General features: G+C 65.5%; 24 protein-coding genes. 13 read left to right on the top strand and 11 right to left on the bottom strand.

The annotated features are described in order from the left end of the window. Positions 1 to 88 precede the first annotated feature (88 nt). On the top strand, positions 89 to 514 hold the full coding sequence (locus KYK29_RS15205; protein WP_254691763.1) for a hypothetical protein: 426 nt from the start codon (positions 89 to 91) through the stop codon (positions 512 to 514). Positions 515 to 643: 129 nt separating this feature from the next. Next, a complete protein-coding gene (gene mscL / locus KYK29_RS15200) occupies positions 644 to 1075 on the top strand; it encodes a large conductance mechanosensitive channel protein MscL (RefSeq protein ID WP_254691762.1) in 432 nt (143 codons plus the stop codon). Positions 1076 to 1131: 56 nt separating this feature from the next. On the opposite strand, the gene KYK29_RS15195 is transcribed toward mscL, so the two are convergent. From KYK29_RS15195 to KYK29_RS15180, 4 genes are read right to left on the bottom strand one after another with little or no spacing between them, the layout of a single operon-like run. Continuing rightward, positions 1132 to 2739, bottom strand: coding sequence for a 5-guanidino-2-oxopentanoate decarboxylase (locus tag KYK29_RS15195; protein WP_254691761.1), 1608 nt, complete (start codon positions 2737 to 2739; stop codon positions 1132 to 1134). Continuing rightward, entirely contained in the window at positions 2736 to 3926 is a 1191-nt protein-coding gene (locus KYK29_RS15190; protein WP_254691760.1) for a pyridoxal phosphate-dependent aminotransferase, read from the bottom strand. Before KYK29_RS15190 ends, KYK29_RS15195 begins: the two co-directional genes overlap by 4 nt. Before the next feature lie 30 nt (positions 3927 to 3956). Continuing rightward, positions 3957 to 4580 carry a TetR/AcrR family transcriptional regulator gene (locus tag KYK29_RS15185; protein WP_254691876.1) on the bottom strand — a complete coding sequence of 208 codons (624 nt, stop codon included), beginning with the start codon at positions 4578 to 4580 and terminating at the stop codon, positions 3957 to 3959. Between the two features lie 35 nt (positions 4581 to 4615). Further along, entirely contained in the window at positions 4616 to 5494 is an 879-nt protein-coding gene (locus KYK29_RS15180; protein WP_254691759.1) for a dimethylarginine dimethylaminohydrolase family protein, read from the bottom strand. A 211-nt stretch (positions 5495 to 5705) separates the two neighbouring features. On the opposite strand from KYK29_RS15180, the gene KYK29_RS15175 reads away from it, so the two are divergent. The 6 genes from KYK29_RS15175 to KYK29_RS15150 all read left to right on the top strand — a co-directional run bounded on the left by KYK29_RS15175 (position 5706) and on the right by KYK29_RS15150 (position 10639). Beyond that, the gene (locus tag KYK29_RS15175) at positions 5706 to 6479 is read left to right on the top strand and encodes an ABC transporter ATP-binding protein (RefSeq protein WP_254691758.1); all 774 of its coding nucleotides are present in this window, start codon (positions 5706 to 5708) and stop codon (positions 6477 to 6479) included. Positions 6480 to 6505: 26 nt separating this feature from the next. Beyond that, positions 6506 to 7288 (top strand): transporter substrate-binding domain-containing protein, encoded by a 783-nt coding sequence (locus KYK29_RS15170; protein ID WP_254691757.1) that lies wholly within the window; start codon positions 6506 to 6508, stop codon positions 7286 to 7288. 69 nt (positions 7289 to 7357) lie between these two features. Beyond that, the gene (locus KYK29_RS15165) at positions 7358 to 8089 is read left to right on the top strand and encodes an ABC transporter permease (RefSeq protein ID WP_254691756.1); all 732 of its coding nucleotides are present in this window, start codon (positions 7358 to 7360) and stop codon (positions 8087 to 8089) included. Beyond that, positions 8086 to 8904 carry an ABC transporter permease gene (locus KYK29_RS15160; RefSeq protein ID WP_254691755.1) on the top strand — a complete coding sequence of 273 codons (819 nt, stop codon included), beginning with the start codon at positions 8086 to 8088 and terminating at the stop codon, positions 8902 to 8904. Before KYK29_RS15165 ends, KYK29_RS15160 begins: the two co-directional genes overlap by 4 nt. 1 nt (position 8905) lies before the next feature. Then, positions 8906 to 10075, top strand: coding sequence for a M20 aminoacylase family protein (locus tag KYK29_RS15155; RefSeq protein ID WP_254691754.1), 1170 nt, complete (start codon positions 8906 to 8908; stop codon positions 10073 to 10075). Positions 10076 to 10339: 264 nt separating this feature from the next. After that, a complete protein-coding gene (locus tag KYK29_RS15150) occupies positions 10340 to 10639 on the top strand; it encodes a chorismate mutase family protein (protein ID WP_254691753.1) in 300 nt (99 codons plus the stop codon). Positions 10640 to 10651: 12 nt separating this feature from the next. On the opposite strand, the gene galE is transcribed toward KYK29_RS15150, so the two are convergent. Next, positions 10652 to 11644, bottom strand: a complete 993-nt coding sequence (gene galE, locus KYK29_RS15145) for a UDP-glucose 4-epimerase GalE (protein ID WP_254691752.1) — start codon at positions 11642 to 11644, stop codon at positions 10652 to 10654. Positions 11645 to 11739: 95 nt separating this feature from the next. On the opposite strand from galE, the gene KYK29_RS15140 reads away from it, so the two are divergent. Continuing rightward, complete coding sequence (locus KYK29_RS15140; protein ID WP_254691751.1) at positions 11740 to 12282, top strand: AAA family ATPase; 543 nt, start codon at positions 11740 to 11742, stop codon at positions 12280 to 12282. Between the two features lie 42 nt (positions 12283 to 12324). Here KYK29_RS15140 and metB read toward each other — a convergent pair whose 3' ends face one another. Both metB and KYK29_RS15130 read right to left on the bottom strand, forming a co-directional pair. Then, positions 12325 to 13485 (bottom strand): cystathionine gamma-synthase, encoded by a 1161-nt coding sequence (gene metB, locus KYK29_RS15135; RefSeq protein ID WP_254691750.1) that lies wholly within the window; start codon positions 13483 to 13485, stop codon positions 12325 to 12327. A 134-nt stretch (positions 13486 to 13619) separates the two neighbouring features. Continuing rightward, a complete protein-coding gene (locus KYK29_RS15130) occupies positions 13620 to 14471 on the bottom strand; it encodes a LysR family transcriptional regulator (RefSeq protein ID WP_254691749.1) in 852 nt (283 codons plus the stop codon). Positions 14472 to 14566: 95 nt separating this feature from the next. Between KYK29_RS15130 and KYK29_RS15125 the strand changes: the two genes are divergently transcribed. After that, positions 14567 to 15214: a 5-formyltetrahydrofolate cyclo-ligase gene (locus KYK29_RS15125; protein ID WP_254691748.1), complete on the top strand. Its 648-nt coding sequence runs from the start codon at positions 14567 to 14569 to the stop codon at positions 15212 to 15214. A gap of 23 nt (positions 15215 to 15237) precedes the next feature. On the opposite strand, the gene KYK29_RS15120 is transcribed toward KYK29_RS15125, so the two are convergent. Continuing rightward, a complete protein-coding gene (locus KYK29_RS15120) occupies positions 15238 to 16353 on the bottom strand; it encodes a polysaccharide deacetylase family protein (RefSeq protein ID WP_254691747.1) in 1116 nt (371 codons plus the stop codon). 105 nt (positions 16354 to 16458) lie between these two features. Between KYK29_RS15120 and KYK29_RS15115 the strand changes: the two genes are divergently transcribed. From KYK29_RS15115 to KYK29_RS15105, 3 genes are all read left to right on the top strand, one after another. Then, positions 16459 to 17382 carry a glycosyltransferase family 2 protein gene (locus KYK29_RS15115; RefSeq protein ID WP_254691746.1) on the top strand — a complete coding sequence of 308 codons (924 nt, stop codon included), beginning with the start codon at positions 16459 to 16461 and terminating at the stop codon, positions 17380 to 17382. Between the two features lie 128 nt (positions 17383 to 17510). Then, entirely contained in the window at positions 17511 to 19151 is a 1641-nt protein-coding gene (locus KYK29_RS15110; RefSeq protein ID WP_367880999.1) for a lipopolysaccharide biosynthesis protein, read from the top strand. A 3-nt stretch (positions 19152 to 19154) separates the two neighbouring features. Beyond that, positions 19155 to 20897: an alpha/beta fold hydrolase gene (locus KYK29_RS15105; protein ID WP_254691744.1), complete on the top strand. Its 1743-nt coding sequence runs from the start codon at positions 19155 to 19157 to the stop codon at positions 20895 to 20897. Between the two features lie 18 nt (positions 20898 to 20915). Here the strand turns inward: KYK29_RS15105 and KYK29_RS15100 are convergent. The 3 genes from KYK29_RS15100 to alr form a co-directional block, all read right to left on the bottom strand. Beyond that, positions 20916 to 21676 (bottom strand): IS5 family transposase gene (locus tag KYK29_RS15100; protein WP_254691743.1). Its coding sequence is split into 2 segments (ribosomal slippage): positions 20916 to 21337 and positions 21337 to 21676, totalling 762 coding nucleotides; the frame shifts between segments, so codons are not numbered across the junction. A gap of 88 nt (positions 21677 to 21764) precedes the next feature. Continuing rightward, complete coding sequence (locus KYK29_RS15095) at positions 21765 to 23015, bottom strand: D-amino acid dehydrogenase (RefSeq protein ID WP_254691742.1); 1251 nt, start codon at positions 23013 to 23015, stop codon at positions 21765 to 21767. Between the two features lie 37 nt (positions 23016 to 23052). Beyond that, positions 23053 to 24186: an alanine racemase gene (gene alr / locus KYK29_RS15090; RefSeq protein WP_254691741.1), complete on the bottom strand. Its 1134-nt coding sequence runs from the start codon at positions 24184 to 24186 to the stop codon at positions 23053 to 23055. Positions 24187 to 24276 lie beyond the last annotated feature (90 nt).

Raw genomic sequence — 24276 nt, 5'->3', positions numbered from 1 at the left:
CTTGCGCTTTCTACCGCAAGCGCTTGCCGCAACGGGCTGCGAATGTCTACCGTTGATGCCGGCCACCGCCGGGTTTTGGAGGACTTTGATGCGAATTCTTTCCCTGTCGCTTGTCATGCTGATCCTCGCCGCGACGGATCCGGCCGCCGCCGGGGGCGAAGGCCGCTATCGCATGGAGAAGACCGGGGACGGTATCCTGCGTCTGGATACGGCGACCGGTGAGATGTCGCTTTGCCGCGAACGGGACGGGCAGATCGCCTGCCGCATGGCGGCAGACGAGAGGGCGGCCTTCGAAGCGGAGCTCGAGCGGTTGACGGACCGCGTCGAGGCGCTGGAAAAGGCCGTCGCGGCCTCGGCGGATGCCAAAGCGCGACTTCCCACCGATGAAGAGATCGACCGCACCATGAGCATCATGGAGAAAATGATGCGGACGTTCATGGGGATCGTGAAGGGCCTCGAGGGCGGCGGGGACGACACGCCCTCCAGCGAGGATGCGGTCCCGCAGAAGACCTGACGGAAATGACGCCTGAGCCCTTGTTCGCCCTTGATCGTGCATAAGTTGAAAAGACTGTCTTTTGCCAGCTTTTCCTGATCGGAAAACTGGATTAGCTTTGCAGGCGCCTCGCAGCAACAGGAGACCCTCATGCTCAACGAGTTCAAGGAATTTATCGCCCGCGGCAATGTCATGGACCTGGCGGTGGGCGTCATTATCGGCGCGGCCTTCAACAAGATCGTCGATTCCGTCGTCAATGATCTGGTCATGCCTATCGTCGGCGCGCTGACGGGCGGCGGCTTCGATTTCTCGAACTACTTCATTGCGCTTTCGAGCAATGTGACGGCGACCTCGCTTGCGGCCGCCCGCGAGCAGGGCGCGGTTTTCGCTTACGGCAATTTCATCACCGTCTTCATCAACTTCCTCATTCTCGCATGGATCATTTTCCTGATGATCAAGGGCGTGAATCGCATGCGTTCCTCTCTCGAGAAGGAAAAGGCCGTCGAGGCCGCCCCGCCGGCGGAGGACGTGCAGCTTCTCGCCGAAATCCGCGATCTCCTGAAGGCGCGTCCGATCGCCTGAGGCCATCGGCCGGAAACTCAGGCCCGGGGTCGTTGCGCCCCCCGGGCCTTTCCCGTTCAGGCCGTTGCGCCGGCGGTCTTTTCCTGATGGATCTCGATAAGGCTGGGGCGGTTTAGCGCGGCGGCCCGTTCCAGCGCTTCCGGCAGCCCGGCCACATCGGCGAGCCGTTCGGCCGGAAGGCCGTAGGCCGCGCCGATGGCGAGGAAATCCGGCGCGGAGGGTTTCACGCCTTCCGGCACGATGCCGGCTTCCAGCATATAGGCCTCGATCTCCTGATAGCCGTCGTTGTTCCAGACGAGGAAGACGACGCGCGCACCGGCATCCGCCGCCGCCCCGATCTCCGCCAGCGAGAACTGGAAGCCGCCGTCGCCGACGAGGCAGACGATCGTCGCGTCGGGCGCGGCAAGCGCGGCGCCCACGGCCGCCGGCGGCGCATAGCCGAGCGCACCGTAGCCGGTGGCGGCATTGAACCAGCTCCGCGGCCGCGGTGGATCGCAATAGTAGTTGCCGGCATAGATCGCCTGCGTCGAATCGCCGACGATGATCGCCGTCGGCAGCGTGCGGTAGATGGTGTCGATGATGCCGATCTCGGTGCGCATCTTGTCGGTCAGCTCGGCCCAGCTGGCCTTGCGCGCGGTTTCGGCGCGTTGCGCGCCGTCGCTTGCTGCGCGATGCCCCTCCAGGAAGCCGGAGATGCCGGCGGCCGCCGCCTTTGCGCTCGAAAGGATCGAGAGCGTCGCCCGGCTGTCGCGCGCAAGCTGTGCCGCGTCGATATCGATGCGGATCAGCGACCGGAGGTCAGGGAAGTCGCCGTCGACGTTGATGTCGTAGTCGGTGGGGCCCATTTCCGTGCCGATGGCCAGCACCCGGTCGGCCTCGGCGAGCAGGCGGCGCACCGCCTTCAGGCTGGGGCTTGCCGGCACGCGCAGCGGATGGCCGGCGAACATGCCGCGGGCATTGACCGTCGTCACGACCGGCGTGTCGATCCGCTCGGCAAGCAAGCGGATTTCGTCTTCGGCGGTGATCGCGCCGCCGCCGAGAAGAATGACCGGATGCCGGGCGTCGGCGAGGAGGACGGCGGCGCGCTGGAGTGTCTCGGCGTCGGCGCGCGGGCGGGTGGCGGTGGCGGCCCGGAAGGGGCCGGGATCGATCTTGGCGGCCATCACATCGGTCGGTATCTCGATATGAACGGGTCCCGGCCGGCCCGAAAGCAGCACGGAGAAGGCGCGTTCGATCACCGCCGGCAGGTCGGTGGGATTGAGCAGCGTGTGCGCATAGAGGGCGAGCGACTTCATCATCCCCAGCTGGTCGGGCAGCTCGTGCAGCAGCCCGTGGCCGTGGCCGAGCGAGCAGCGCCGGTTGACGCCGGAAATGACCAGCATGGGCACCGAATCCTGCCGGGCCTGCGCCATCGCGGTGATCGTGTTGGTGAGACCGGGCCCGGTGATGACGAGCGCGACGCCGGGCTTGCCGGAGACGCGCGCATAGCCATCGGCCATGAACCCCGCGCCCTGTTCGTGGCGGGGGGTGATGTGGCGGATCTTCGAGGCGGCGAGCCCGCGATAAAGCTCGACCGTATGTACGCCCGGAATGCCGAACACGATATCGACGCCATTGGCCTCCAGCAGGTCGACGAGGACTTCTCCAACGGTTCTGGCGGTCATGCGCGGCGCTCCTGCGGCAGGGTGGATCGGGTGGCGAGGCTGGCGATGCGCCGGCAGGCCTCGTCGATATGGTCGTCCGGGACGGTGAGGCTGAGGCGGATGAAGTTTTCCGCCCCTTCGCCGAAGGAGGAACCCGGCATCACCGCCACGCCCTCCTCGCGCAGCAGCCGCCAGGCGAAGGCCTCGCCGTTCATGCCGGTGCCGGAGACGTTAACGACGATGAACATCCCGGCCTCCGGGGGAAGCGGCGACAGGCCCGGCACCGGCTCAAGCGCGGCGGCGAAGCGCTGCGCCCGCCGCCTGTAGGTGTCGCGCATATGCGCGGCGGTGGGGATCCGGTTGTCGAGCGCATAGGCCGTCATATCGGCGATGAAGGGCTGGCCGCCGAACAGCATCGTCTCGGAGACGGACAGCAGGCGCGTGCAGAACTCGGCCGGCCCGATCGCCCAGCCGCTGCGGAAGCCCGGTGCGGCGTGGGATTTCGAGATGGAGGAGACGACGATGGTGCGCTCGGCGAGTTCGGGGTCGTCGAAGGGCGAGGCGAAGACGCCGTCGAAGACCAGCTGTTCGTAAACTTCGTCGCAGACGATCCAGAGGTCGTGCTTGCGGCAGATCGCGCCGATCTTCGAGATTTCCGCCGCCGAAAGCACCGCGCCGGTCGGATTGTGCGGCGTGTTGAGAAGCAGGACGCGGCATTGCGGCGTGATCGCCGCTTCCAGATCGGCCGCCTTCATGTGGAAGCCGTTCTCCGGCCGCAGCGGCACGGTGATGCGTTGCGCGCCGGTGGCGGCGATGACGCCTTCGTAGGTGGCGTAATAGGGATCGCCGACGAGGACCGCGTCGCCGGCCTCGACCAGCCCCAGCATCGCCGCGAAAAGGGCGGTCTGGGTTCCGGGAAAGCACAGCACGTTATCCGCCGTCACGTCGGAGCGGCGGGTGCGGTACTTGCGCACCAGCGCATCGACGACGGAAGGCTCGCCGCGACCGTTGGAATAACGGTAGCGGCCGGCATGCATGGCGCGCGTGGCTTCGGCGAGAAGGCTCTCGTCCGGCGGCACGTCCGGCTCGCCGATGGTCAGCTCGATGATCGGCAGGCCCATGTCCTTCCGGTGCCGGGCCTCGGTGTGGACCGCCCATTTTTCGGCCCCGAGATTGGCGAGCCGGTCTGTGATGGAGGCGTAGCGCATCGTCCTTCTCCGCAAGATGACAGGTGTGGTTTATGCGGAATCCGCCGTCAGGCGGAGACCGAGAAGCGCTTCCACGGTGGCGAGCGCGATGGAGACCAGTTCGCTTTCCCCGAAAAGCTCACCGGCAAGGCAGCCCTCCAGCCAGAGGCCGTCGAGCAGGCCGTTGATGGCGATGGAGAGGCTGCGGCAGCGTGCGGGCGAGGCGTCCTCGCCGCGGGCCGCCAGGAATTCGGCAAGCAGCGCCTCCAGCGCGTCGCGAAAGCCCAGATACCCCTCCCGGTGGATCGCCGCCAGTTCGGGGTCGACGCTGACCCGGCTGATGAAGGAGGCCCAGAGCGACAGGCTGCGGCTGTTGGCGACGGGCTCCGTCAGGTTGATGACGATGAACTCCCGCAGCCGCTCGTCCGGATTGCCGGCCACCCGCGAGGCCTTTTCGGTAAGCCGGGCGATGACGACCCGATAGGCTTCCTGAAGGATCTGTTCCTTGGAATGGAAATAATGCCGGATAAGGCCGGGGGTGACGCCGGCGCGGTCGGCGATCTGCCGGACGGTCGCGCCTTCGAGGCCGGATTCCGCGATGCAGTCGAGCGTCGCCTCGATCAGATCGTGGCGGCGTTCGGCCTCGGGGGCGCGATGGAAGGTCCGGCGCGGCATCACGCGATATCTCCTTTCGTGCGGCGGGTTCCGGCTTACGCGGCGCGGCGCAGCACCGGCCGGGTGAGGCACGTCGGGCCGCCCTCGCAGGCGATGCACAGCGCATCCGCCTCGAACGTCTCGACGGTGCAGCCGGCCTCTTCCATCGCTGCCCGGGTCTTCGGGAAGCCGGCGACCATGATCACCTCATGGGGCCGGGTCGGCAGCACATTGAGCGAGAGGCCGTTGCTGGCGTGGAACTCATCCGCCGGCGCCTCGATCAGCCGGATGCCGCGCTGTTTCAGCAACTGGTAGAACGCCGCCGGCAGGAGCGGCGCGAAGACCAGCGCGAGATCGTCGGCAAGCGGGCTGATCACGCTCATCAGATGCAGGCAGGCCTCCTCGCCCTGCCACAGCGGCAGGTCGTAACCGAGAACCGTCACCCCATGCGGCGCAAGCAGCGCGGCAAGCTGGTCGATGCCCGACTGGTTGGTGCGCACGCCGCGCCCGACGATCAGCGTCTTGGCGTCGAGCCAGATGCAGTCGCCGCCCTCCACCGTGCCCGGCGCGGCGATCCGGCCGAGAATGGGGATCTGGCGTTCGCGATAGGCTTTCTCGTGCAGGTCCGTCTCTCCCGCGCGCAGGGGCTTGCCCATGCGCAGCAGGATCGCCCCGTGGTCCGACATCAAAGACGGGTCATGGGTGAACATCGCATCGGCAAGACCGTCGCCTCCATCTTCCAGCCAGAGGATTTCCGCCCCTGACGTCTCCACCAGCCGGGCGAAGGCCGCATATTGGCTGACGGCCCGCGCGCCGTCGAACGTCGGTCCGTAGTGCCACCGGGCCGGATCGGCCGTCTGGAGGCTTGCGCCCGGACGACGCATCAGAACGCGCAGCAGAGGGGCGGACATTTCCTGTGAACCGTAGGTGGCCATGCGATGCTCCTGGTGGATTGGCGGTGTGAGGAGGGCGGCGGGAAATTCGCCGGCTGCCGTTATTATACGCTTGAATAATTTCTTCACAAGTGCAACCATGGCTGTGCTGGAACGACATGACGGGCCGAAGATGCCCGCATGGACAAGAAAAAAAGGGGAGATTTGGCATGGCCCATGCAGCCTTTTTCCATGCGTGCACGGTGCGTTGGCGATGACGGAGCGCGCCGAGGCCATCGCCGTCCGGGGGCTGCGCAAGCGCTTCGGGCCGCTGGAAGTCCTGAAAGGCGTATCGCTGACGGCGCGTGAGGGCGATGTGATCGCCATAATCGGTGGCTCGGGTTCGGGGAAATCGACGTTCCTGCGCTGTATCAACATGCTGGAACTGCCATCCGCCGGCTCCGTGGCGATCCATGGCGAGACGATTTCCATGAAACCGGACGGTCACGGCGGTCAGACCCCTGCCGATCGCAGGCAGGTGCAACGCATCCGCTCCCGTCTCGGCATGGTGTTCCAGAGCTTCAATCTCTGGCAGCACATGACCATTCTCCAGAATGTGATCGAGGCGCCCGTCCATGTGCTCGGCCTTTCGAAGGGCGAGGCGGTGGAGCGGGCCGAAGGATTGTTGCGCCGCGTCGGCCTGTTCGAAAAGCGCGACGCCTATCCGGCCTTTCTTTCCGGCGGTCAGCAGCAGCGCGCGGCGATTGCGCGGGCGCTGGCGATCCAGCCCCATGTCATGTTGTTCGACGAGCCGACCTCCGCGCTGGATCCGGAACTGGTGGGCGAGGTTCTGGGCGTGATCGGCGATCTGGCGCAGGAGAAACGGACGATGATCCTCGTCACCCATGAGATGAAATTCGCCCGCAATGTCGCCAGTCATGTCGTCTTCCTCGCCGACGGGATGGTCGAGGAGGAAGGTCCGCCCGATGCGATCTTCGACGCGCCGCGGTCGGAACGGCTCCGGAAATTCATCAGCTCCATTCACTAGAAACAGAAACCGACAGAGGGAAAATCATGAAGACTGCCTTGAAGACAATCGCCCTTGCCGCCGCGCTCGGGTTTGCCGCCGCCACCGGGGCGAGTGCTGCGGAAGTGAAGGTCGGCTTTGCGGCCGAACCCTATCCGCCGTTTACCTCGCCCGACGCCTCCGGCAACTGGGAGGGCTGGGAAGTGGAGTTCATGCAGGCGCTCTGCGCCGAGGCCAAGCTCGATTGCGTCATCACGCCGGTCGCCTGGGACGGCATCATTCCGGCGCTGACCTCCGGCAAGATCGACATGATCATCGGTTCGATGTCGATCACCGCCGAACGGCTCCAGACCATCGATTTCTCCGACAAGTATTACAACACGCCGACCGGCGTCATCGGTCCGAAGGGCGAGGATTTCGAGGCGACGCCCGAAGGGCTCTCCGGCAAGACGATCGGCGTTCAGGTCGCCACCGTCCACCAGGTTTATGCCAACAAGTATTTCGGCGCGAACGGGGCCACCGTTAAGGAATATCAGACGCAGGACGAGGCCAACAACGACCTTGCCGCCGGACGCATCGATGCGGTTCAGGCCGATTCCATCGCGCTTGACGCCTTCCTGAAGAGCGAGCAGGGGGCCGCCTGCTGCGAGCATAAGGGCAATGTGCAGGAGGATGAGGAAATCCTGGGTCCCGGCGTCGGCGTCGGCCTGCGCAAGGGCGATACCGAACTCAAGGAGAAGGTCAACGCCGGCATCAAGGCGATCCACGAAAACGGCGTCTATGACGAATTCTCCAAGAAGTATTTCGATTTCGACATCTTCGGCGGCTGATCGCTTCCGCAATCCCGGTGCCGGCGGCGTGGTTCGCCGCCGGCCTTTTTCTGAAACGGACGCAATGTCATGGCCGACGCCGGATCGCTGATCAACTGGAGCCTTCTGGCTCTCGACCCGCCGGGCTGGGGCGGGGTGCTTCTGACGGGCTTCGCCAATTCCATCAAGATCGCCATCGGCGGCTATGCGCTCGGCCTCACGCTCGGCACCGGCGGCGCGTTGGGCAAGCTCTATGGCGGCCCGGTGCTGAAGGATCTTCTGGAAGTCTATACGACGGTGGTGCGCGCGGTCCCCGAACTGGTGCTGATCCTGATCCTCTATTACGCCGGTACGGATCTCCTGAACCGCCTGTCCCTCGCCCTTGGCTACGGATCGGTCGATATCAGCGGCCTTGCGGCCGGCATTTTCGTCATCGGCGTCGTCCAGGGGGCCTATTCGACGGAGGTGCTGCGCGGCGCGATCCGGGCGGTTCCCACCGGCCAGATCGAGGCGGCGCGCGCCTACGGCATGTCGCCGGGCCAGATCCTGCGCCGCGTCACGCTGCCGGCGATGCTGCCGCATGCCATTCCCGGCCTCTCCAATCTCTGGCTGATCGCCACCAAGGACACGGCGCTTCTGGCCGTCGTCGGATTCAGCGAACTGACGCTGGTGACGCGGCAGGCGGCGGGCGCGACGAAGTCCTACCTGCTGTTCTTCTGCGCGGCGGGTGTGCTCTACCTGCTGCTGACGCTGTTTTCCAATATGGTGATCGGTGTGATCGAACGCCGCTACCGGCGCGGCCTTGCGGGGCACGCCTCATGAGCGACGAGACCGTTTCGGCGACGGCGATCACCGAACTCCCGTCACGGGAGGGGTTTTTCAAGCCGCATCGCATCGTGCTGATCGTCATCGCCCTTCTGGTGGTGTTCTGCGCTGTCTGGTTCATGCGCTGGGACTGGGTGCCCCGCTATGCCGGCAGACTTGCCTATGGTGTCGGCGTCACCCTGCTGATGCTCGTCAGCACATCGGTGCTCGGCTTTCTCCTCGCCCTGCCGATCGGTCTCGTGCAGGTGACGGGTCCCTGGCCTCTCAGGATGCTGGCGCGCGGCTTCTGCACCACCATTCGCGGAACGCCGCTGCTTCTCCAGCTCTGGCTGCTCTATTACGGGCTCGGCTCGCTGTTTCCGCAGTTTCCGGAAATCCGCAATTCCTTCCTCTGGCCCTACCTGAGGGAAGCCTGGCCCTACGGCGTCGCGGCGCTGACCATTTCCTTCGCGGCTTACGAGGGCGAAGTGATGCGCGGCGCCTTCGCCGGCGTGCCGCGGGGAGAACTGGAGGCGGCCCGGGCCTTCGGCATGAGCCGCCTCACCGTCTTTCGCCGCATCTGGCTGCCGCGTGCCGTGCATCGGGCGCTGCCGACCCTGAACGGCGAGATGGTGCTGCAACTCAAGGCGACGCCGCTTGTCGCGACCATCACCGTGATCGATGTCTATGCGATCATTTCGAAGGTGCGGCAGGAGACCTATATCACCTATGAGCCGCTCTTGTTGCTGGCGCTCATCTATCTGTGCCTCACCGCCGTTCTGGTGGTGGCTTTCCGCTGGTTCGAAAACCGGATTCCGACGCGTGGTGCCTGACATGACGATTCACGAAAATCTCCGCAATGCGATGACCGGGATGGTGGCGATCCGCCGCGATCTCCACGCCCATCCCGAACTGGGACTCGAAGAGGTGCGCACCTCCGATCTGGTAGCGCGGCAGCTGGAAAGCTACGGCTACAAGGTCACGCGCGGCCTGGCGAAGACCGGTGTCGTCGCGACGCTTTCCAATGGCTCCGGCCGGCGGTCGATCGGCATTCGCGCCGATATGGACGCCTTGCCGATCCAGGAGGAGACGGGGCTCGACTATGCCAGCAGGATCCCGGGCAAGATGCACGCCTGCGGACACGACGGCCACACCGCGATGCTGCTCGGAGCGGCGAAGGCCATCGCCGAGAGGCGGAATTTCGACGGCACCGTACATCTGATCTTCCAGCCGGCGGAAGAGAACGTCGGCGGCGCACGGATGATGGTCGAGGAAGGACTTTTCGAAAAATTTCCCTGCGACGCGGTCTTCGCGCTTCATAACGAGCCGGGCCTGCCTTTTGGCCAGTTCGCCTTGCGCGAAGGGCCGATCATGGCGGCGGTGGACGAGGCCAGGATCACGGTGAACGGCCGCGGCGGCCATGGGGCGGAACCGCAGGAGACCGCCGATCCCGTCGTGGCGGGCGCCTCGATCGTCATGGCGCTCCAGACCGTGGTCTCGCGCAATATCCACCCGCTCGACCCGACCGTGGTGACGGTGGGCGCCTTCCATGCCGGCTCGGCGAGCAACATCATTCCGGAGCGGGCCGAAATCACCGTCGGTATCCGCTCCTTCGATCCGGCGGTGCGCGACGAGCTTGAGCGCCGTATCCGCCTCATTGCGGAGCGGCAGGCCGACAGCTACGGGATGACGGCGACCGTCGCCTACGAACGCAGTTACGATGCGACCATCAACCACAAGGCGGAAACGGATCTCCTGCGCGACCTTGCCATCCGTTTTGCCGGTGCGGACAAGGTGGTCGACCTTGCCCGCCCCTTCATGGGCAGCGAGGATTTCGCCTATATGCTGAAGGAGCGGCCCGGCTCCTATTTCTTCCTCGGCGGACGGACCGGCGAAAACGATCGCCCGCTCCATCATCCGGGCTATAATTTCAACGACGACCTGCTGCCGGTGGGCGCTGCTTTCTGGACGGAACTGACGGAACATTACCTGCGTGGCGCCTGAGCGGGAACCCGATGTTTTCGCAGGCCTTTTCCTGACGAGGTGCTTCCAGCCTCGCGCCAGCTTGCGCGTCTAGGTTCTGCCTCGGCCAGCATGCAGGCCCGATGGTGAAAGACAGGACCGCACCCTCCTTTCGCCAGGCCCCGGGCCTGCATGTGGCCTTTCCTGCCGGCCCGCATATGGCCTTTCCTGCCGGCCTGCGACGCGTCGGCATCTTCCCCCGCAAAACGTCCTCTGCTATCCCCTGCCGCAAGAAGGGAGACCGGAATGGCAAAGATTGCGGCTGAATGCACGACGATGGCGGACATTCGGGAAAACATCGACCGGGTCGATCAGGAACTGATGACCCTTCTTGCCGAGCGCTGGAGCTATATCGGGCGTGCGGCGGAGATCAAGGCCGGGCTCGGCATCCCCGCCGACGTGCCCGAACGGGTGCGCAAGGTTCGCGACAACGCGCGGGCGAACGCCGTCCGCCACGGTCTCGACGGGGATTTCTACGACGCGCTGTGGGGCAGGCTCATCGAGCATGCGATCGACCACGAGAAATCGGTGCTCGGCGAAGAATAGGGCCGTTTCGCCCTATCGCATGTTGCGCTTGCCGAGGTGATCCTCCCAGTCGAGCGCGGTGCGCACGATGAAGGCGAGGTCGTCATGTTTCGGCGTCCAGCCGAGCGCGCTCCTCGCCACCGAGGGGTCGGCGACGATCGAGACCGCGTCGCCCGGCCGGCGGCCGGCGATGCGCACGGCAAAATCACGGCCGGAAACCGCTTTCACCTGATCGAGCACTTCCAGGACCGAAAAGCCGCGGCCATAGCCGCAGTTGGCGACGATGGAGCCTTCGCCGGCGCGCATGCGCTGCAAGGCGTTGAGATGGGCGGCCGCCAGATCGGAGACATGGATGTAATCGCGGATGCAGGTGCCGTCCCGCGTGTCGTAGTCGGTTCCGAAGACCACCATGCCATCGCGCTTTCCAAGGGCTGCCTCGCTCGCCACCTTGATGAGATGGGTCGCGCCGGCCGTCGACTGGCCGGTCCGCCCGCGCGGGTCGGCGCCGGCGACGTTGAAATAGCGCAGGACCGAATAGGTGAGGTCATGGGCGGCCGCGGTGTCGCGCAGCATGATCTCGGTCATCAGCTTCGAGGAGCCATAGGGCGATTCGGGGCGCAGCGCCGCGCCTTCCCTGACCGGATCGGCGCTGTCCGGCGTCCCGTAGACGGCGGCGGTGGAGGAAAAGACGAAATGCGGAATGCCGGCCTCGACGGCGGCGGCGATCAGGGCGCGCGACCTGACCGTGTTGTTCTCGTAATAGGCCAGCGGGTCGGCCACCGATTCGGGCACGACGATGGAGCCGGCGAAATGGATGATCGAATCGATCGTGTTCTCGCGGAAGATCGTCGACAGCAGCTCCCGGTCGGCGATATCGCCCTCGTAGAAGCGCGCCTCGGGTGCGACGGCCCAGCGGAAACCCGTGGTCAGCCGGTCGATGACCACGACGTCCTCTCCGGCGTCGATCAGCGCCCACACCATATGGCTGCCGATATAGCCGGCTCCGCCGGTAACGAGAACTGCCATGCCGTTGCTCCTGCTTGTTTCATGGGCCGAAGGTCGGCTTCGCTCTTAGCAAAGTTCTCGAAGGATGCCGAGGGCCTATCATGACGGGAAAAAGCATGTCCGATCGTTTTGTCTTATTGTCCGGCTGCTCGGGCGGCGGCAAGTCGACGCTTCTTGCAGCCTTGTGGGCGCGCGGACACCCCGTCGTGGAGGAACCGGGTCGCCGGATCGTCCGGAAACAGTTGCAGGACGGTGGGGACGCCTTGCCGTGGGTCGATCTTGCGGCCTTTGCCCGGCGGGCCATTGCCATGGCGATGGTGGACAGGGTGGGGGCGAGCAGGGCGGCGGCGCGGCAGGAGGGCTGGGTTTTCTTCGATCGCGGCCTGATCGATGCGGCTGCCGCACTGGAGGCCGCGACCGGCGAGCCGGCGCTTGCCGCCGTTGCCGCGCATCGCTATCACCGCCGCGTCTTTCTTGCGCCGCCCTGGCCGGAGATCCAGGACCGCGACCATGAAAGACGCCACGACTTCGCGGCGGGGGTCGCCGAATACGAGCGGCTCGCCGCGATCTATCCGGCGCTCGGTTACGAGACGATCCTGCTGCCGAAATGCCCTGTCGGCGAAAGGGCGGATTTCGTGCTTTCGCGGCTTGCCGTCTGAGCGAGAGCGTTTCCGGTGAAAATCGGTTCCCGCTCTGGCCGGTCAGTCCCGGTCGATGGACGCGAGCGCCTGACGGAGATCGTCGATCAGGTCGCCTTCACCCTCGAGGCCCACCGAAAGCCGGAGCAGGCCATCGCCGATCCCGGCTGCGCGGCGGGCTTCCGCCCCCATGCCGGCGTGGGTCATGGTCGCCGGATGGGCGACGAGGCTTTCCACGCCGCCGAGCGATTCGGCGAGCGTGAAGATGCGGACGGCGGCCACGAAGGATTGCACCGCCGGCACGCCGCCGGCGAGATCGAAGCTCAGCATGGCGCCGAAGCCGTCTTGCTGACGTTTGGCCAGCGCGTGGCCGGGATGGCTGGAAAGCCCCGGATAATGCACGGCCGAGACGGCGGGATGGCTCTCCAGGAACGCCGCGACCGCCGCCGCATTCGCCTCCTGCCTTTCCATGCGGGCAAACAGCGTCCGGATGCCGCGCAGCGTCAGATAGGCATCGAAGGGCGAACCGGTGACGCCGGTGATATTGGCCCAGAAGCCGAGCCGTTCGGCGTCGGTTGCGGCCGCGCAGGCGACGGCTCCGCCGACGATGTCGGAATGACCGTTCAGATATTTCGTCGTCGAGTGAATGGCGAAATCCGCACCCAGCGCGATGGGCCGTTGCAGGGCCGGGGACAGGAAGGTGTTGTCGACGGCGACCTTCGCGCCGGCTGCTTTCGCCTGTGTGGCGATGGCGGCGATGTCGACCACCCGCATCAGCGGATTGGAGGGTGTCTCGATCAGCACCAGAACCGGCTTGCGGGCAAGGGCCGCCGCAAGGGCCGCCGGGTCCGACTGGTCGACGAAGACGACGTCGAAATGCCCCTCGGCCTGCCGGGTCGCCAGCAGGCGGTAGGTTCCACCGTAGCAGTCGTGCGGCGCGACGATGAGATCGCCCGGGCGGGCGAGGGAAAGGACGAGATTGACCGCCGCCATGCCGGAGGCCGTGACGATGGCGTCGGCCGCCCCTTCGAGCCTGGCGATCGTTTCGCCGAGAAGGTCGCGGCTGGGGTTGGCGGTGCGGCTGTATTCGTAGCCGCGATGCGTCGCATAGTCCGAAAAGGCAAACGTACTGCTGAGATAGAGAGGCGGCGTCACCGTTCCGTATCTGTCATCGCTGGCGACGCCGTGCGCTGCTGCGATTGTCCTGCGATCCCGTTCCTGCATGTCCTGCCCCGCGCGCGCCGCATTTTCGGCCGGAAAGGCCGGATGTTTCAGTCGGGCGAGACTATTGACGGTTGTTTCGAAGCCAGACAAACGAATGATATTGTTGGCTCACAACAAAAAAATTGCACATGGCTTCACCGGACGGGAAAGGGCCGGGCGACCTGTTTCAGACCGTGCAGCGCCTCCTGCACGTCCGCGCGTCCCTCGGCGGCTTCCGGATAGACGGCATAGGCCGGATAGGTGAAATCCGGTGCGCCCTCCACCCGTTCCAGTTCGCCGGCCTCGATATGGGGCAGGACGGCCCCCTTGCGGAAATAGCCCATGCCGCCGGCGCGCAGGATATAGTGGAGACCGAGAAGGCCGAGATCGACCTGCAATGCGGGCTCGCCGAAGGCCGCTGCCCCAAGCCCGCGCGGGGCGGGAAACTGCGGTCCCCAATCGACCCGCACGTAATCGGTTTCCCCCGCCTGCCCGACGGTCGAGCGCACCAGCACGAGTTCCTCCTCCTCGACCAGTTCCACCCGGAAACCGGGCATCAGCCTCGGCGCATAGAGAACGGCAAGGTCGAGCACACCGGTGCGCAATTGCTCCAGCAACTGGTCCGCCACGCCGACCCGGGCGTCGATGGCGATCTGCGGACGCTCCGTCTTCATCCAGACCAGCCAGTCGAGCAGCAAGGGATTCCACAGGTTGATCTCGCCGCCGGCGGCCACCATGCTGGTGCGCCCGGGCGGGACGGTGAGCTGTTGGCGCGCCCGCTCCCAGACCTGCACGAAGGATTGCGCGAAACGCTCGAATTCCCGGCCGGCCGGGGTCAGCGACGCGCCGTTGCGGGTGCGGTGGAAGAGTTGTCGCCCCAGCGCTTCCTCCAGCGTACGGACGCGCGCGCTGACCGTCGTCTGGGTGACATGCAGCCGCTCGGCCGCCTTGAGGAAGCTGCCGGTATGGACGATTTCGAGGAAGGTTCGGGCCCGGTCGATATCCATGTCCTGCCTTTCAACGCGAAGAGTGCAATTTTTTTGTTATTATATCGTATTTAATTCTCTTTGCATTGGGACCTGCCGTCGCGCAGAGTGAGGAAATGTCAGACGATCCCGAGTTTCCCGGCCTTTCTTCGCCGCCCTGCCTCATGCATGAACTGTCGGCGGATTTCCGCATGGCGGAACGAAGGACCGCCCCCTGGGCGGAGGTCGCACCCTGGCGCAAGGACGAGCGCAAGCGGCTGATCGACGAACGCTTCGATCTGACGGTCGACGAGCGGCAGGCGAGCGCCGCGCGGATTGCCGCCGGGCTCGACGCCGTCATCCCGCTGCCGGTCGGCCGCATCTTCGGTATCTACTGGCCGTTCCGCGGCGAGCCGGACCTGCGCGACTGGGCCATCCGCGTCATGGGCGCCGGGGGGCGGATCGCCCTTCCCGTGGTGATCGAGAAAAAGCAGCCCCTCGAATTCCGCCTCTGGGCTCCCGGTGATCCGCTGGAGCGCGGCGTGTGGGATATCCTCGTTCCGGCGCAGGGAGCCGTCGTCCACCCGCATGTCGTCGTCGCGCCGGTGGTGGGTTTCGACGAAGAGAGATATCGCCTCGGCTATGGCGGCGGCTTTTATGATCGCACGCTTGCTGTTCTGCCGGGAGACCCGCTGAAGATCGGTGTCGGCTATGTGAAAAGCCGGCTGCCCACCATCTACCCCCAGCCGCATGACATTCCCATGGACCTGATCGTCACGGATTGATGCCGTCCGGGGTGACGCCGCCTTCAGGAAAGCGTTGCGACCGGATGGACGAAACCGGCCGACAGGAGACGATGGAGGCCGTTGAGCCGGCTTGCCAGCGCCGAGGCGCTTTGCGGCGCATAGCCGATGTCGATGCGGGGCAGGAGGTGGCGGTGCTCCAGATGGCTGGCGAAGAGATGGCCCGGTCGCGTGGTGAAACCGGTGCGAAAGCCGGCTTCCGCGGCAAGCGCCGCCTCCCTTTCCCCGCAGGCTCCGGCGCTGCCGTAGGGATAGGCGACATGGTCGACCGGACGGTCGAGCAGGCGTTCCAGATAGGACTTGTTGGACTGGAGTTCCGCGCGCGCGTCCGCTTCGTCCAGTCCCGTCAGGAAACGGTGGCTGCGCGTATGGCCGCCCACGGTGACCAGCGGATGGCGGGAGAAGTCGCGAAGCTGTTCTTCGCTCATGACGTAACGGTCGACGAGTGCGGGAATATCCATGCGATAGCGCGCGAAGGTCGGTGCGAGAGCCTCGGCTCTTGCCTGGTCGGTTCCCACCCAAAGGGTGACCTGCCGGATGGCGGCCGCCTTGCTGGCGAAATCGCCGCAGGAGAAGCGGCGTTCCATGGCTGAGACGTCCACCATGTCATTGCTCTTGACCATTTCGCGCAGGGCAAGCCACCAGGCGTAAATCTCCCGCGTGATCATCTCCGTCGGCACGAAGATCGTCATGGGGGCTTCCGCCTGTTCGAGCAATGGCAGGGCGTTATCCCGGTTGTCGAGATAGCCGTCGTCGAATGTCAGCAGCGCGAAGGGCCGGCTGTCCGGTTCGGCAAGCCGGCGCAGCCCTTCATCGATCGTCACGATGTCGCGGCCGGCCGCCCGCACCGCCCTGATGATCCGCGCGGTCTGCCCGATGCCGCAGCCCGTGCGCAATTCCGCATCCACATTCGAATGAACTTCATGAAACATTAGCACGACGCCCTTGCCGGTATAGGGCCGGGCGAGCAACGATCCGAGGCGGCTGCGATGCGCGGCTTCCTCCCACAGCCGTATCAGTTTCGGCCGGACGATCGCGGCGAGCCGGCCGGGCAGGGCCGGGAGCGGTTCGGATTTCAGGTCGCGGACCAGACGCTGGATGTTGTCCAGAAGATACGGCATAGGTTGACGTGCTTTTGGTTGAAGCAATCTTTGGTTGCCGGTGCAGTTTACGAAAAAGAAATGAATCATTCCTTATTTGTCCGGGCATTGTAATTGGATAGCCTCATGACGACGCCCCTGGTATCCGTGGTTGTTCCCTGTTTCAACACCCGGGATTGTATTGTGGGCTCGGTGAAGAGCGCGCTTGCCCAGGACGCCGTTCCGGTCGAGGTCCTCGTAATCGACGACGGATCGACGGACGGCACGCCGGAGGAGGTGGAGCGCGCCTTTGCCGGCGACGCACGGGTGCGTCTTTTTCGCCAGTCCCGCAACCAGGGGCCGTCGCCGGCGCGCAACGTGGGCTTCCGCGCCGCTTGCGGGCAATGGGTGGCCCTTCTCGACGCCGATGATTTCTGGCGGCCGAACCGTCTTTCGCGCCTGCTCGAACATGCCGGCGGGGCGGACTTCATCGCCGACAATCTGATGGCTTTCGATGCGATGGCGGATGTCGAGACCGGTGCGGTCTATAGCGGCCTTTCCGACCGCTATCTGACCTTCTGTGACTTCATGCTGCCGCAGGCCGCCGACCGGCATGATTTCGGATATCTCCAGCCGATCGTGCGGACGGATTTTCTCCGCCGCCATGGCATCTCCTATCGCGAGGACGTCCGGGCGGGAGAAGACCTCCTGTTCAACCTTCGCGTCCTGGCCGCCGGAGGCCGCGCCTTCTACGTCGACGAGCCGCTCTACATCTATGTGACGCCGGTCGGCGCGATCAGCCGGGGCGCGTCGCCCCATTCACGCAGCACGGCCGATATGCGGCCGCTCATCGCGGCGCTTGAGGAACTGCGCGTCGAGATCGGCGATCGTCTCGGCGAGGAGGAGCGGGCGGCCTTCGATCTGCGTCTTTCCGATCTGCGCGCCAAGGCGCCGATCGGCCTGTTCCATCGTGCGCGCGCGAAGCGTGATTATCTCGGCCTGATGAAGCTCGTTCTCACCGAGCCCGTCGTGCGCCGCAAGATGATCGTGCGGCTGCTTGGAAGCGGATAGGGCGCGCAAGTGCTGCTTCCCTGCGAATACGCAGTGATTTGTTTCCTTGCGAATGCGCCGTAATTTTATGCTCGAAATTACATGAAAATAAAGGGATGGCGCATTAAAGCTGTCCCGTTTCTTCCGTAATGCCTGTCGACGGTCGCAAAGACCCCGGCAGGAACGGCGGCGCCGACAGACAATCGGCGCCGATGGATCAGGACGGTCCCCGGGCCTCGGCTGCCTGGATTTTGATAGGGCGCGACAAGACAATGGCGGGTTTCATCAGCTCATCGGCGTTCAGCACCATTGCGGGCCTGATGTCACTGCTTTCCGGCTTCATTAGCAGCATCATCGTCGCGCGGCTTCTGGGGCCGGAAGGAACGGGCGAGGTGACCTTCGCGCTTTTCGTGGTGACGACCGGCGCGATCGTCACGGCGCTCGGGGTTCCGAACGTGCTGCTACGCTATATACAGACCTATGACCGCCCCGGAAATCCGGGCGGCGGTCTCACGCGGCGGCTTGCGCCCTATTTCGCGCTGCCGACGGCGCTTTCCGTGCTGGGGCTGCTCGCCTATGCGGCCTGGCTCCAGGCAAGCGGTGCGAAGACCGACCATATGCCCTCCACCTGGGTGATGACGGCCGTTCTGTTCCTGATCTATATGCTGGCCGCCGTCACCGATTCCGTCTCGCGTGGCCTGAACCGCTTTGCGGAAACGACGAAATACATCTTCTTCGGCTGCCTGCTGCAAATCCCGCTGATCGCCATCGGAGGCTATTTCTACGGTGTCGCCGGCGCGCTCGTCGGTCACGTCGGCCGGCACCTGCCGCAGGCGCTGAGATTGTATCAATATGCCTCCCGCAAACCTGCGCCGGAGGTGGTGATTACCGGCAAGATGCGGGAATTCGGGCGCAACAGCTGGATCTCCTCGGTTATCGGCCTGTTCATCTGGACACGGGTCGAACTGTTCTTTCTCGGCTTCTATTTCGCGACGACCGAAATCGGCCATTATGCCGCCGGCCTCACGCTGGCCGGCCTCGTCGTGCAGCTTCCCGCCCAGATGCTGGGGGCGATGACACCGCATCTCGGCCGGCATCACGACAATGGCGACCGGCCGCGCGTGCGGCGCACCTATCACCGGATCATGCGCTGGCTCGCCCTTCTCGTGCTGCCGATCTGCTTCGGCGGCGCGGCGATCATGGGAACCCTGTTGCCGCTCCTGTTCGGCGAGGAATTCCGCGAGGCGGTGCCGATGGCGCAGGTGCTGTTGGCGTTTGCCTGCCTCACAGCCTTCAGCGGCGTTCCCTCGGGCGTCATCGGAGCCTGTGAGCGCAGTGATTTCTTCCTCCGCGCATCGCCGGTCATCGCGATCCTTTCGCTTGCGATCTTCGCGGTTACGGTGCCCTGGGGCGGCGGGCTTGCGGCGGCCTGGGCGCGTGCGGCCGTTCACGGTGTCTGGCTTGCCTGGCTTGCCGTTTTCTGCTGGCGGCAGCTGGCGGTTCCGCTCAATCTCGTCGATCTGCTTCTGATCGCCTTCGCCGCTCTCCTGTGCAGTCTTTCAGCCTATGCGGTCCTCGTGGAAGTCGGCGGCTTTGGCGGCCTCATGCTCGCCGTGTCGGCGGGAGCGCTCACCTATGTGCTGGCGTTACGCGTGCTGCGGGTGATCCCGCGCGACGATGTGGAAGCGCTGGTCTCCAACCTTCCCGGCCGGATGCCCGAACGATTGGCGCATTATATCTATCACGCGATGACGCTGCTGGTCGCAACGCCTGCCCGGAGCAAGAGCTAGCCGATGCCGAAAACCCTGCCCATCGCCTTTGGTGGCTGCGCCGGCCACCTGACGCTGCCTGTGGATCAGGCCCCTCGGACGACGGGCGTCGTCCTGTGCCGGAGCTGGGGGTTCGACGAGCTTTGCACGCGGAAATTCCTGCGCCTGCTGGCCGAGGCGCTGGCGGAAGCGGGCTTTGCGGTCCTGCGCTTCGACTATCCCGGCACGGTGGATTCTCTCGACGGGCCGGACGGGGGCGGTCTTGCGGCCTGGACGGATGCGGCCGACGCCGCCTGCGATCGCCTGCGGGCGCTTTCCGGATGCGACCGGGTGGCGCTGTTCGGTCTGGGGACCGGCGCGCTGGTCGCCGATACGCTCGCCGCCCGGCGCGAGGATGCGGCCGGACTGATCCTCGCCGCGCCGGTCGTGAACGGGCGCAAACTCCTGCGCGAAACCGGCATCCGGGCGAAGGTGGTTCTGGCGGGGCTCGGCCTTGCCGACGATCCCGACCTGAAGGGGCAGGTGACCATCGGCGGCCTCGTGCTTGCGCCGGATGTCGCCGAAGCGCTGAAGACGGCCCGCCTCGACGGCAACGGTCCGGGGCGGATCATACCGCATCTCGTCGTCGCGCGCGAAGCGGTTGCCACCGACCGGGAACTGGCGGATCAGCGGGCGGCCGCCGGCCATCCGGTCACCACGCAGCCGTTCGATGGTTATGACAAGCTGATGGAGAATCCGACGGCCTCCCGGGTGCGGCGGAGCGTGATCGAGGGCATTGCGGCCTTTGCAACGGACGCCTTTCCCGAAACGATGAATGGCCCGATGCCCGCCGTCCGTAATCCCGAGACGCGGATAACCGGAGCGGAGTTTCAGGAGGAGGGCGTCGTTTTCAGACCGGAAGCCCCGCTCTTCGGCATCCTCTGCCGGCCGGTCTCCACCGGTGCGGCCGCCGCCGACCGGTCGGTCGCGCTGCTCCTCAATTCCGGTTACGACCATCACGGCGGCTGGGCGCGCAGCGGGGTCGCGATCGCGCGGGATCTCGCCCGCCTCGGCATTCCGTCGCTGCGCTTCGATTTCTCCAACATCGGCGACAGCCCGGCCGTCGCCGGTGATCCCGAGCAGGTTCTCTATACGGAAGGGCCGATCCGCGATGTTTCGGCGGCGCTCGACCATCTTGCCGTCGTCTGCCCCGGCTATCCCGTCGTCGTCGGGCGATGCAGCGGCGCCTATACCGCGTTACATGCTGCGGTCCGCGATCCCCGTATCCGCGCGGTGGCGCTCGTCAACCAGCTTCGTTTGATCTGGGATCCGGCGGAAAGTCTGGACGACGTCTCGCGTATGGGCCCGCGCTCCGTCGGTGAATACAGCCGCCGCCTCAGGGATGCCGAAACGTTCCGGCGTCTGCTGAAGGGCCAGGTCAATGTCCGGGCGGTCCTGCGGGGCTTCGCCCAGCACGCCGTGACCCGCGTTTCGCATGGTCTTGCGCCCTTCTTTCCGGGCATATCCAAATATGCCCGTTTCCGCGCGGAGTGCCACCGGATGTTCCGGGAACTCGATCGCCGCGCGATCCCGGTCTTCATGCTGTCCAGCGAGGGCGATGAGAGCCTGGAGCAGATCGCTCTTTATTTCGGACGGAAGCGGCAGGGTCTTCGCGCCTTCCGCCATGTGCGGCTCGAGACCATCGCGCAGGCCGACCACAACATGACGCCGCTCGCCGCGCAGGCGGCGTTGCGGCAGAAGCTCTGCGCGGCGCTCTCGTCGCTTTAGGTCGTGGTGACGATTTAACTATCTGAGCCAGATAGCGATTGCGGCGAGTTTGACGAAGCCCATGAAGTTGGCGAGCAGCTTGTCGTAGCGGGTTGCGACGCGGCGGAAGTGCTTGAGCTTGCTGAAGAAGCGCTCGATGCGGTTGCGTTCCTTGTAGAGATCGGTGTCGTATGTGCGCTGGAGCTTGCGGTTGCGCTTGGGCGGGATGACGACGGCGGTGCCGTTTTCAGCAATCCTGTTGGCGAGATGGTCGGCATCGTATCCCTTGTCGGCGAGGGTCGCCTCGGCCTCGATACCGTCGATCAGGTCATGGGCAAACGCGATGTCGTTGCGCTGACCGGGCGAGCTGATCAGTCGGACGGGAAGTCCGAGCGCCTCGGTAGCGGCATGGATCTTGGTGCTCAAGCCGCCGCGAGACCGACCCAGGCCCTGGGCATCCGCCCCCCTTTAGCCTTGCGCGCGCCAGCGGCGTGCTGGTGGGCGCGCACGATGGTACTGTCGATCATCAGCCATTCCAGATCGGCTTCATGGGCCAGCGTTTCCAGCATGTCATCCAGTACGCCCATCTCGATCCAGCGATAGTAGCGTCGCTTCACCGAGCGATAGTCGCCCAGTCGCTCCGGCAGGTCGCGCCAACGCCCACCAGATCGAGCCATCCACAACAGCGCGTCGAGGAACTTCCGATTGTCGGTGCGCGGGCCGCGTTTGCCTTTGGTGCCGCCCGGCACGAAGCTCTTGATCCGTTCCCACTGGTCGTCCCGAAGTGCGTCACAGTCCATCGCCGATCTCCCAAAATCAGCGTTGAATCTGATTTGCGACCGGATGGGAATCTTAAAACCTTAAATCGTCACCACGACCTAGGATGCCTCAGCCGTAGCGGCTGATGGCGAGGTCGGTCGCGTCGATCTCGGGTTTCCGCCCCGAGACGAGGTCCGCGATGACGCGGGCCGAGCCGCAGCTCATCGTCCAGCCGAGCGTGCCGTGGCCGGTGTTGAGATAGAGCCCGGCGATCCGTGTCGGCCCGATGACCGGCGTGCCATCCGGCGTCATCGGCCGCAAACCGGACCAGAAGGTGGCCTGCGATGCGTCCCCGCCGGGGAAAAGGTCGGTCACCGAATGTTCCAGCGTTCGCCGCCGTGCGGCCCCCAGATCGTTGGTATAGCCCGAAATCTCGGCCATGCCGCCCACCCGGATGCGATCCCCGAGCCGGGTGATGGCGATCTTGTAGGTCTCGTCCATGACGGTCGATTCCGGCGCGCGGGCGGCGTCGGTGATCGGGATCGTCAGGGAATAGCCCTTGACCGGATAGACCGGCAACGCGATGCCGTGCGGCTTGAGGATGAGCGGCGAATAGCTGCCGAGGGCGACCACCACCGCATCGGCGTGATAGGTCTGGCGGCCGGTGACGACGCCGCGCACCCGCCCGCCTTCCACGTCGAGGCTGCGGATATCCGTATCCCAGACAAAGCGCACGCCGAGATTTTCGGCCTGTTCGGCAAGGGCGGTGGCGAACTTGAAGCAGTCACCCGTCTCGTCCTTCGGCGTCAGCAGGCCGCCGACGATCTTCTCGCGCACATGAGCCAGCGCCGGTTCGACGCGGATGCAGCCGGCCGGGTCCAGCACCTCATAGGGGATGCCATCCGCCGCCAATGCCTGGACGTCCTTGGCCGAGGCGTCGAGCTGCTGGCTGGTGCGGAACAGCTGGAGGGTGCCCTGCATGCGCTCGTCATAGGCGATGCCGGTCTCGGAGCGCAGTTCGGCCAGCGCGATGCGGCTGTAGTCGGCCAGCCGCAGCATGCGGCTCTTGTTGATGGCATAGCGGGCGGAGGTGCAGTTCCGCAGCATCCGCGCCATCCAGCCGATCATGGCTATGTCGAGTTTCGGCCGCAGGATGAGCGGAGCGTGCTCCATGAAGAGCCATTTCATCGCTTTCAGCGGAATGCCGGGGGCCGCCCAGGGCGAGCAATAGCCGAAGGAGACTTCGCCGGCGTTGGCGAAACTGGTTTCGAGCGCCGGTCCCGGCTGCCTGTCGAGAACGGTGACCTCATGGCCGGCTTTGGCCAATTGGTACGCGGATGTCACGCCGATGATGCCGGCGCCGAGAACTAGGACTTTCATGTTGACCCCGGATGCGGATTGCGGATGGTGGACGATGTCAGCGGTAACGGCGCTCATAGCGGCTGCCGAGACCGGTCAGGATCTCATAGGCGATGGTGCCCGCGTCGCGGGCGATGTCTTCCAGCGTCTGGTGCGGCCCGATCACCTCGACGAGACTGCCGAGGCGCAGGGCGTTCTCCGGAAGAGCGGAAATATCGACGATCACGCTGTCCATCGACACGCGGCCGACGATGGGAAGGCGGATGCCGTCGTAATAGACCGCGCCGCGATTGCCGAGGCTGCGCGGCAGCCCGTCGGCATAGCCGGCGGCAAGCGTCGCAAGGCGCGTTGTGCGGTCGGTGACGTGGCTGGCGCTATAGCCCACGCGGGTGCCGGCCGGAACCGTTCGGGTCTGCACCACGGCGATGTCGAGGCGGACGACCGGCTCCATCGGGTTTGCCGCGCCGGCGGTCGGCGCGCCACCGTAAAGGGCGATGCCCGGCCGCACCAGCGCGCCATGGAAATCCCTGCCGAGAAAGATGCCGCCGGAATTGGCGAAGCAGAGGTCGATGCCGGGGAAGGCCGCCACCGCCCGGCGCATCTCGGCCTGCTGGTCGCTGTTCTGCGGGCTTTCCGGATCGTCCGCCGAGGCGAGATGGCTCATCACGAAGAGAAGATCCAGTGTGTCCGTCGTCTCGAGAAGCGCGCGCGCCGCCGGCCATTCCGCAGGTGCGATGCCGAGGCGCGACATTCCGGTGTCGACTTGCAGCACGGCCGGAAGCCTGACGCCGCGTCGCGCGGCGGCGGCCGACCAGCGTTCGACCTGTTCCGGCGAATTGAGGACCGGCACGATCCCGAGGTCGGCGCAGGCCGTTTCGTCTCCGGGCAGGAGCCCGTTCAGCACGAAGATCCGGGCGTCGTCCGGCAGGATCGATCTGAGCGCCTCCGCCTCGCGGAAGAGGGCGACGAAGAAATGCCGGCAGCCTTCCCGGTAGAGAACCGGGGCGACCAGCTTTGCTCCGAGGCCGTAGGCATCCGCCTTGACCACGCCGGCGGCGCGCGCCGGGGCGACGCGGCTGCTGAGCGCGCGGTAGTTTCGGGCCAGCGCCGCAAGATCGATGGTCAGATAGCCGGAAGCCACGGGAGCGGGACCGGGTTCTTCGACGGTGCGTTGCAGGGCGACGGCAGTCATGGGTTCCTCGCGGCGATTTTTATGAAGCCTAGTGAAAGAATGAGGAAATTACCATTCGAAGCGTGATTGATTGTTGCGCCAAAGAATATT

Origin of the sequence: Shinella daejeonensis (assembly GCF_024281235.1) — a bacterium.
GTDB lineage: Bacteria > Pseudomonadota > Alphaproteobacteria > Rhizobiales > Rhizobiaceae > Shinella > Shinella daejeonensis.
This window is presented reverse-complemented; position numbering and strand designations above follow the sequence as displayed.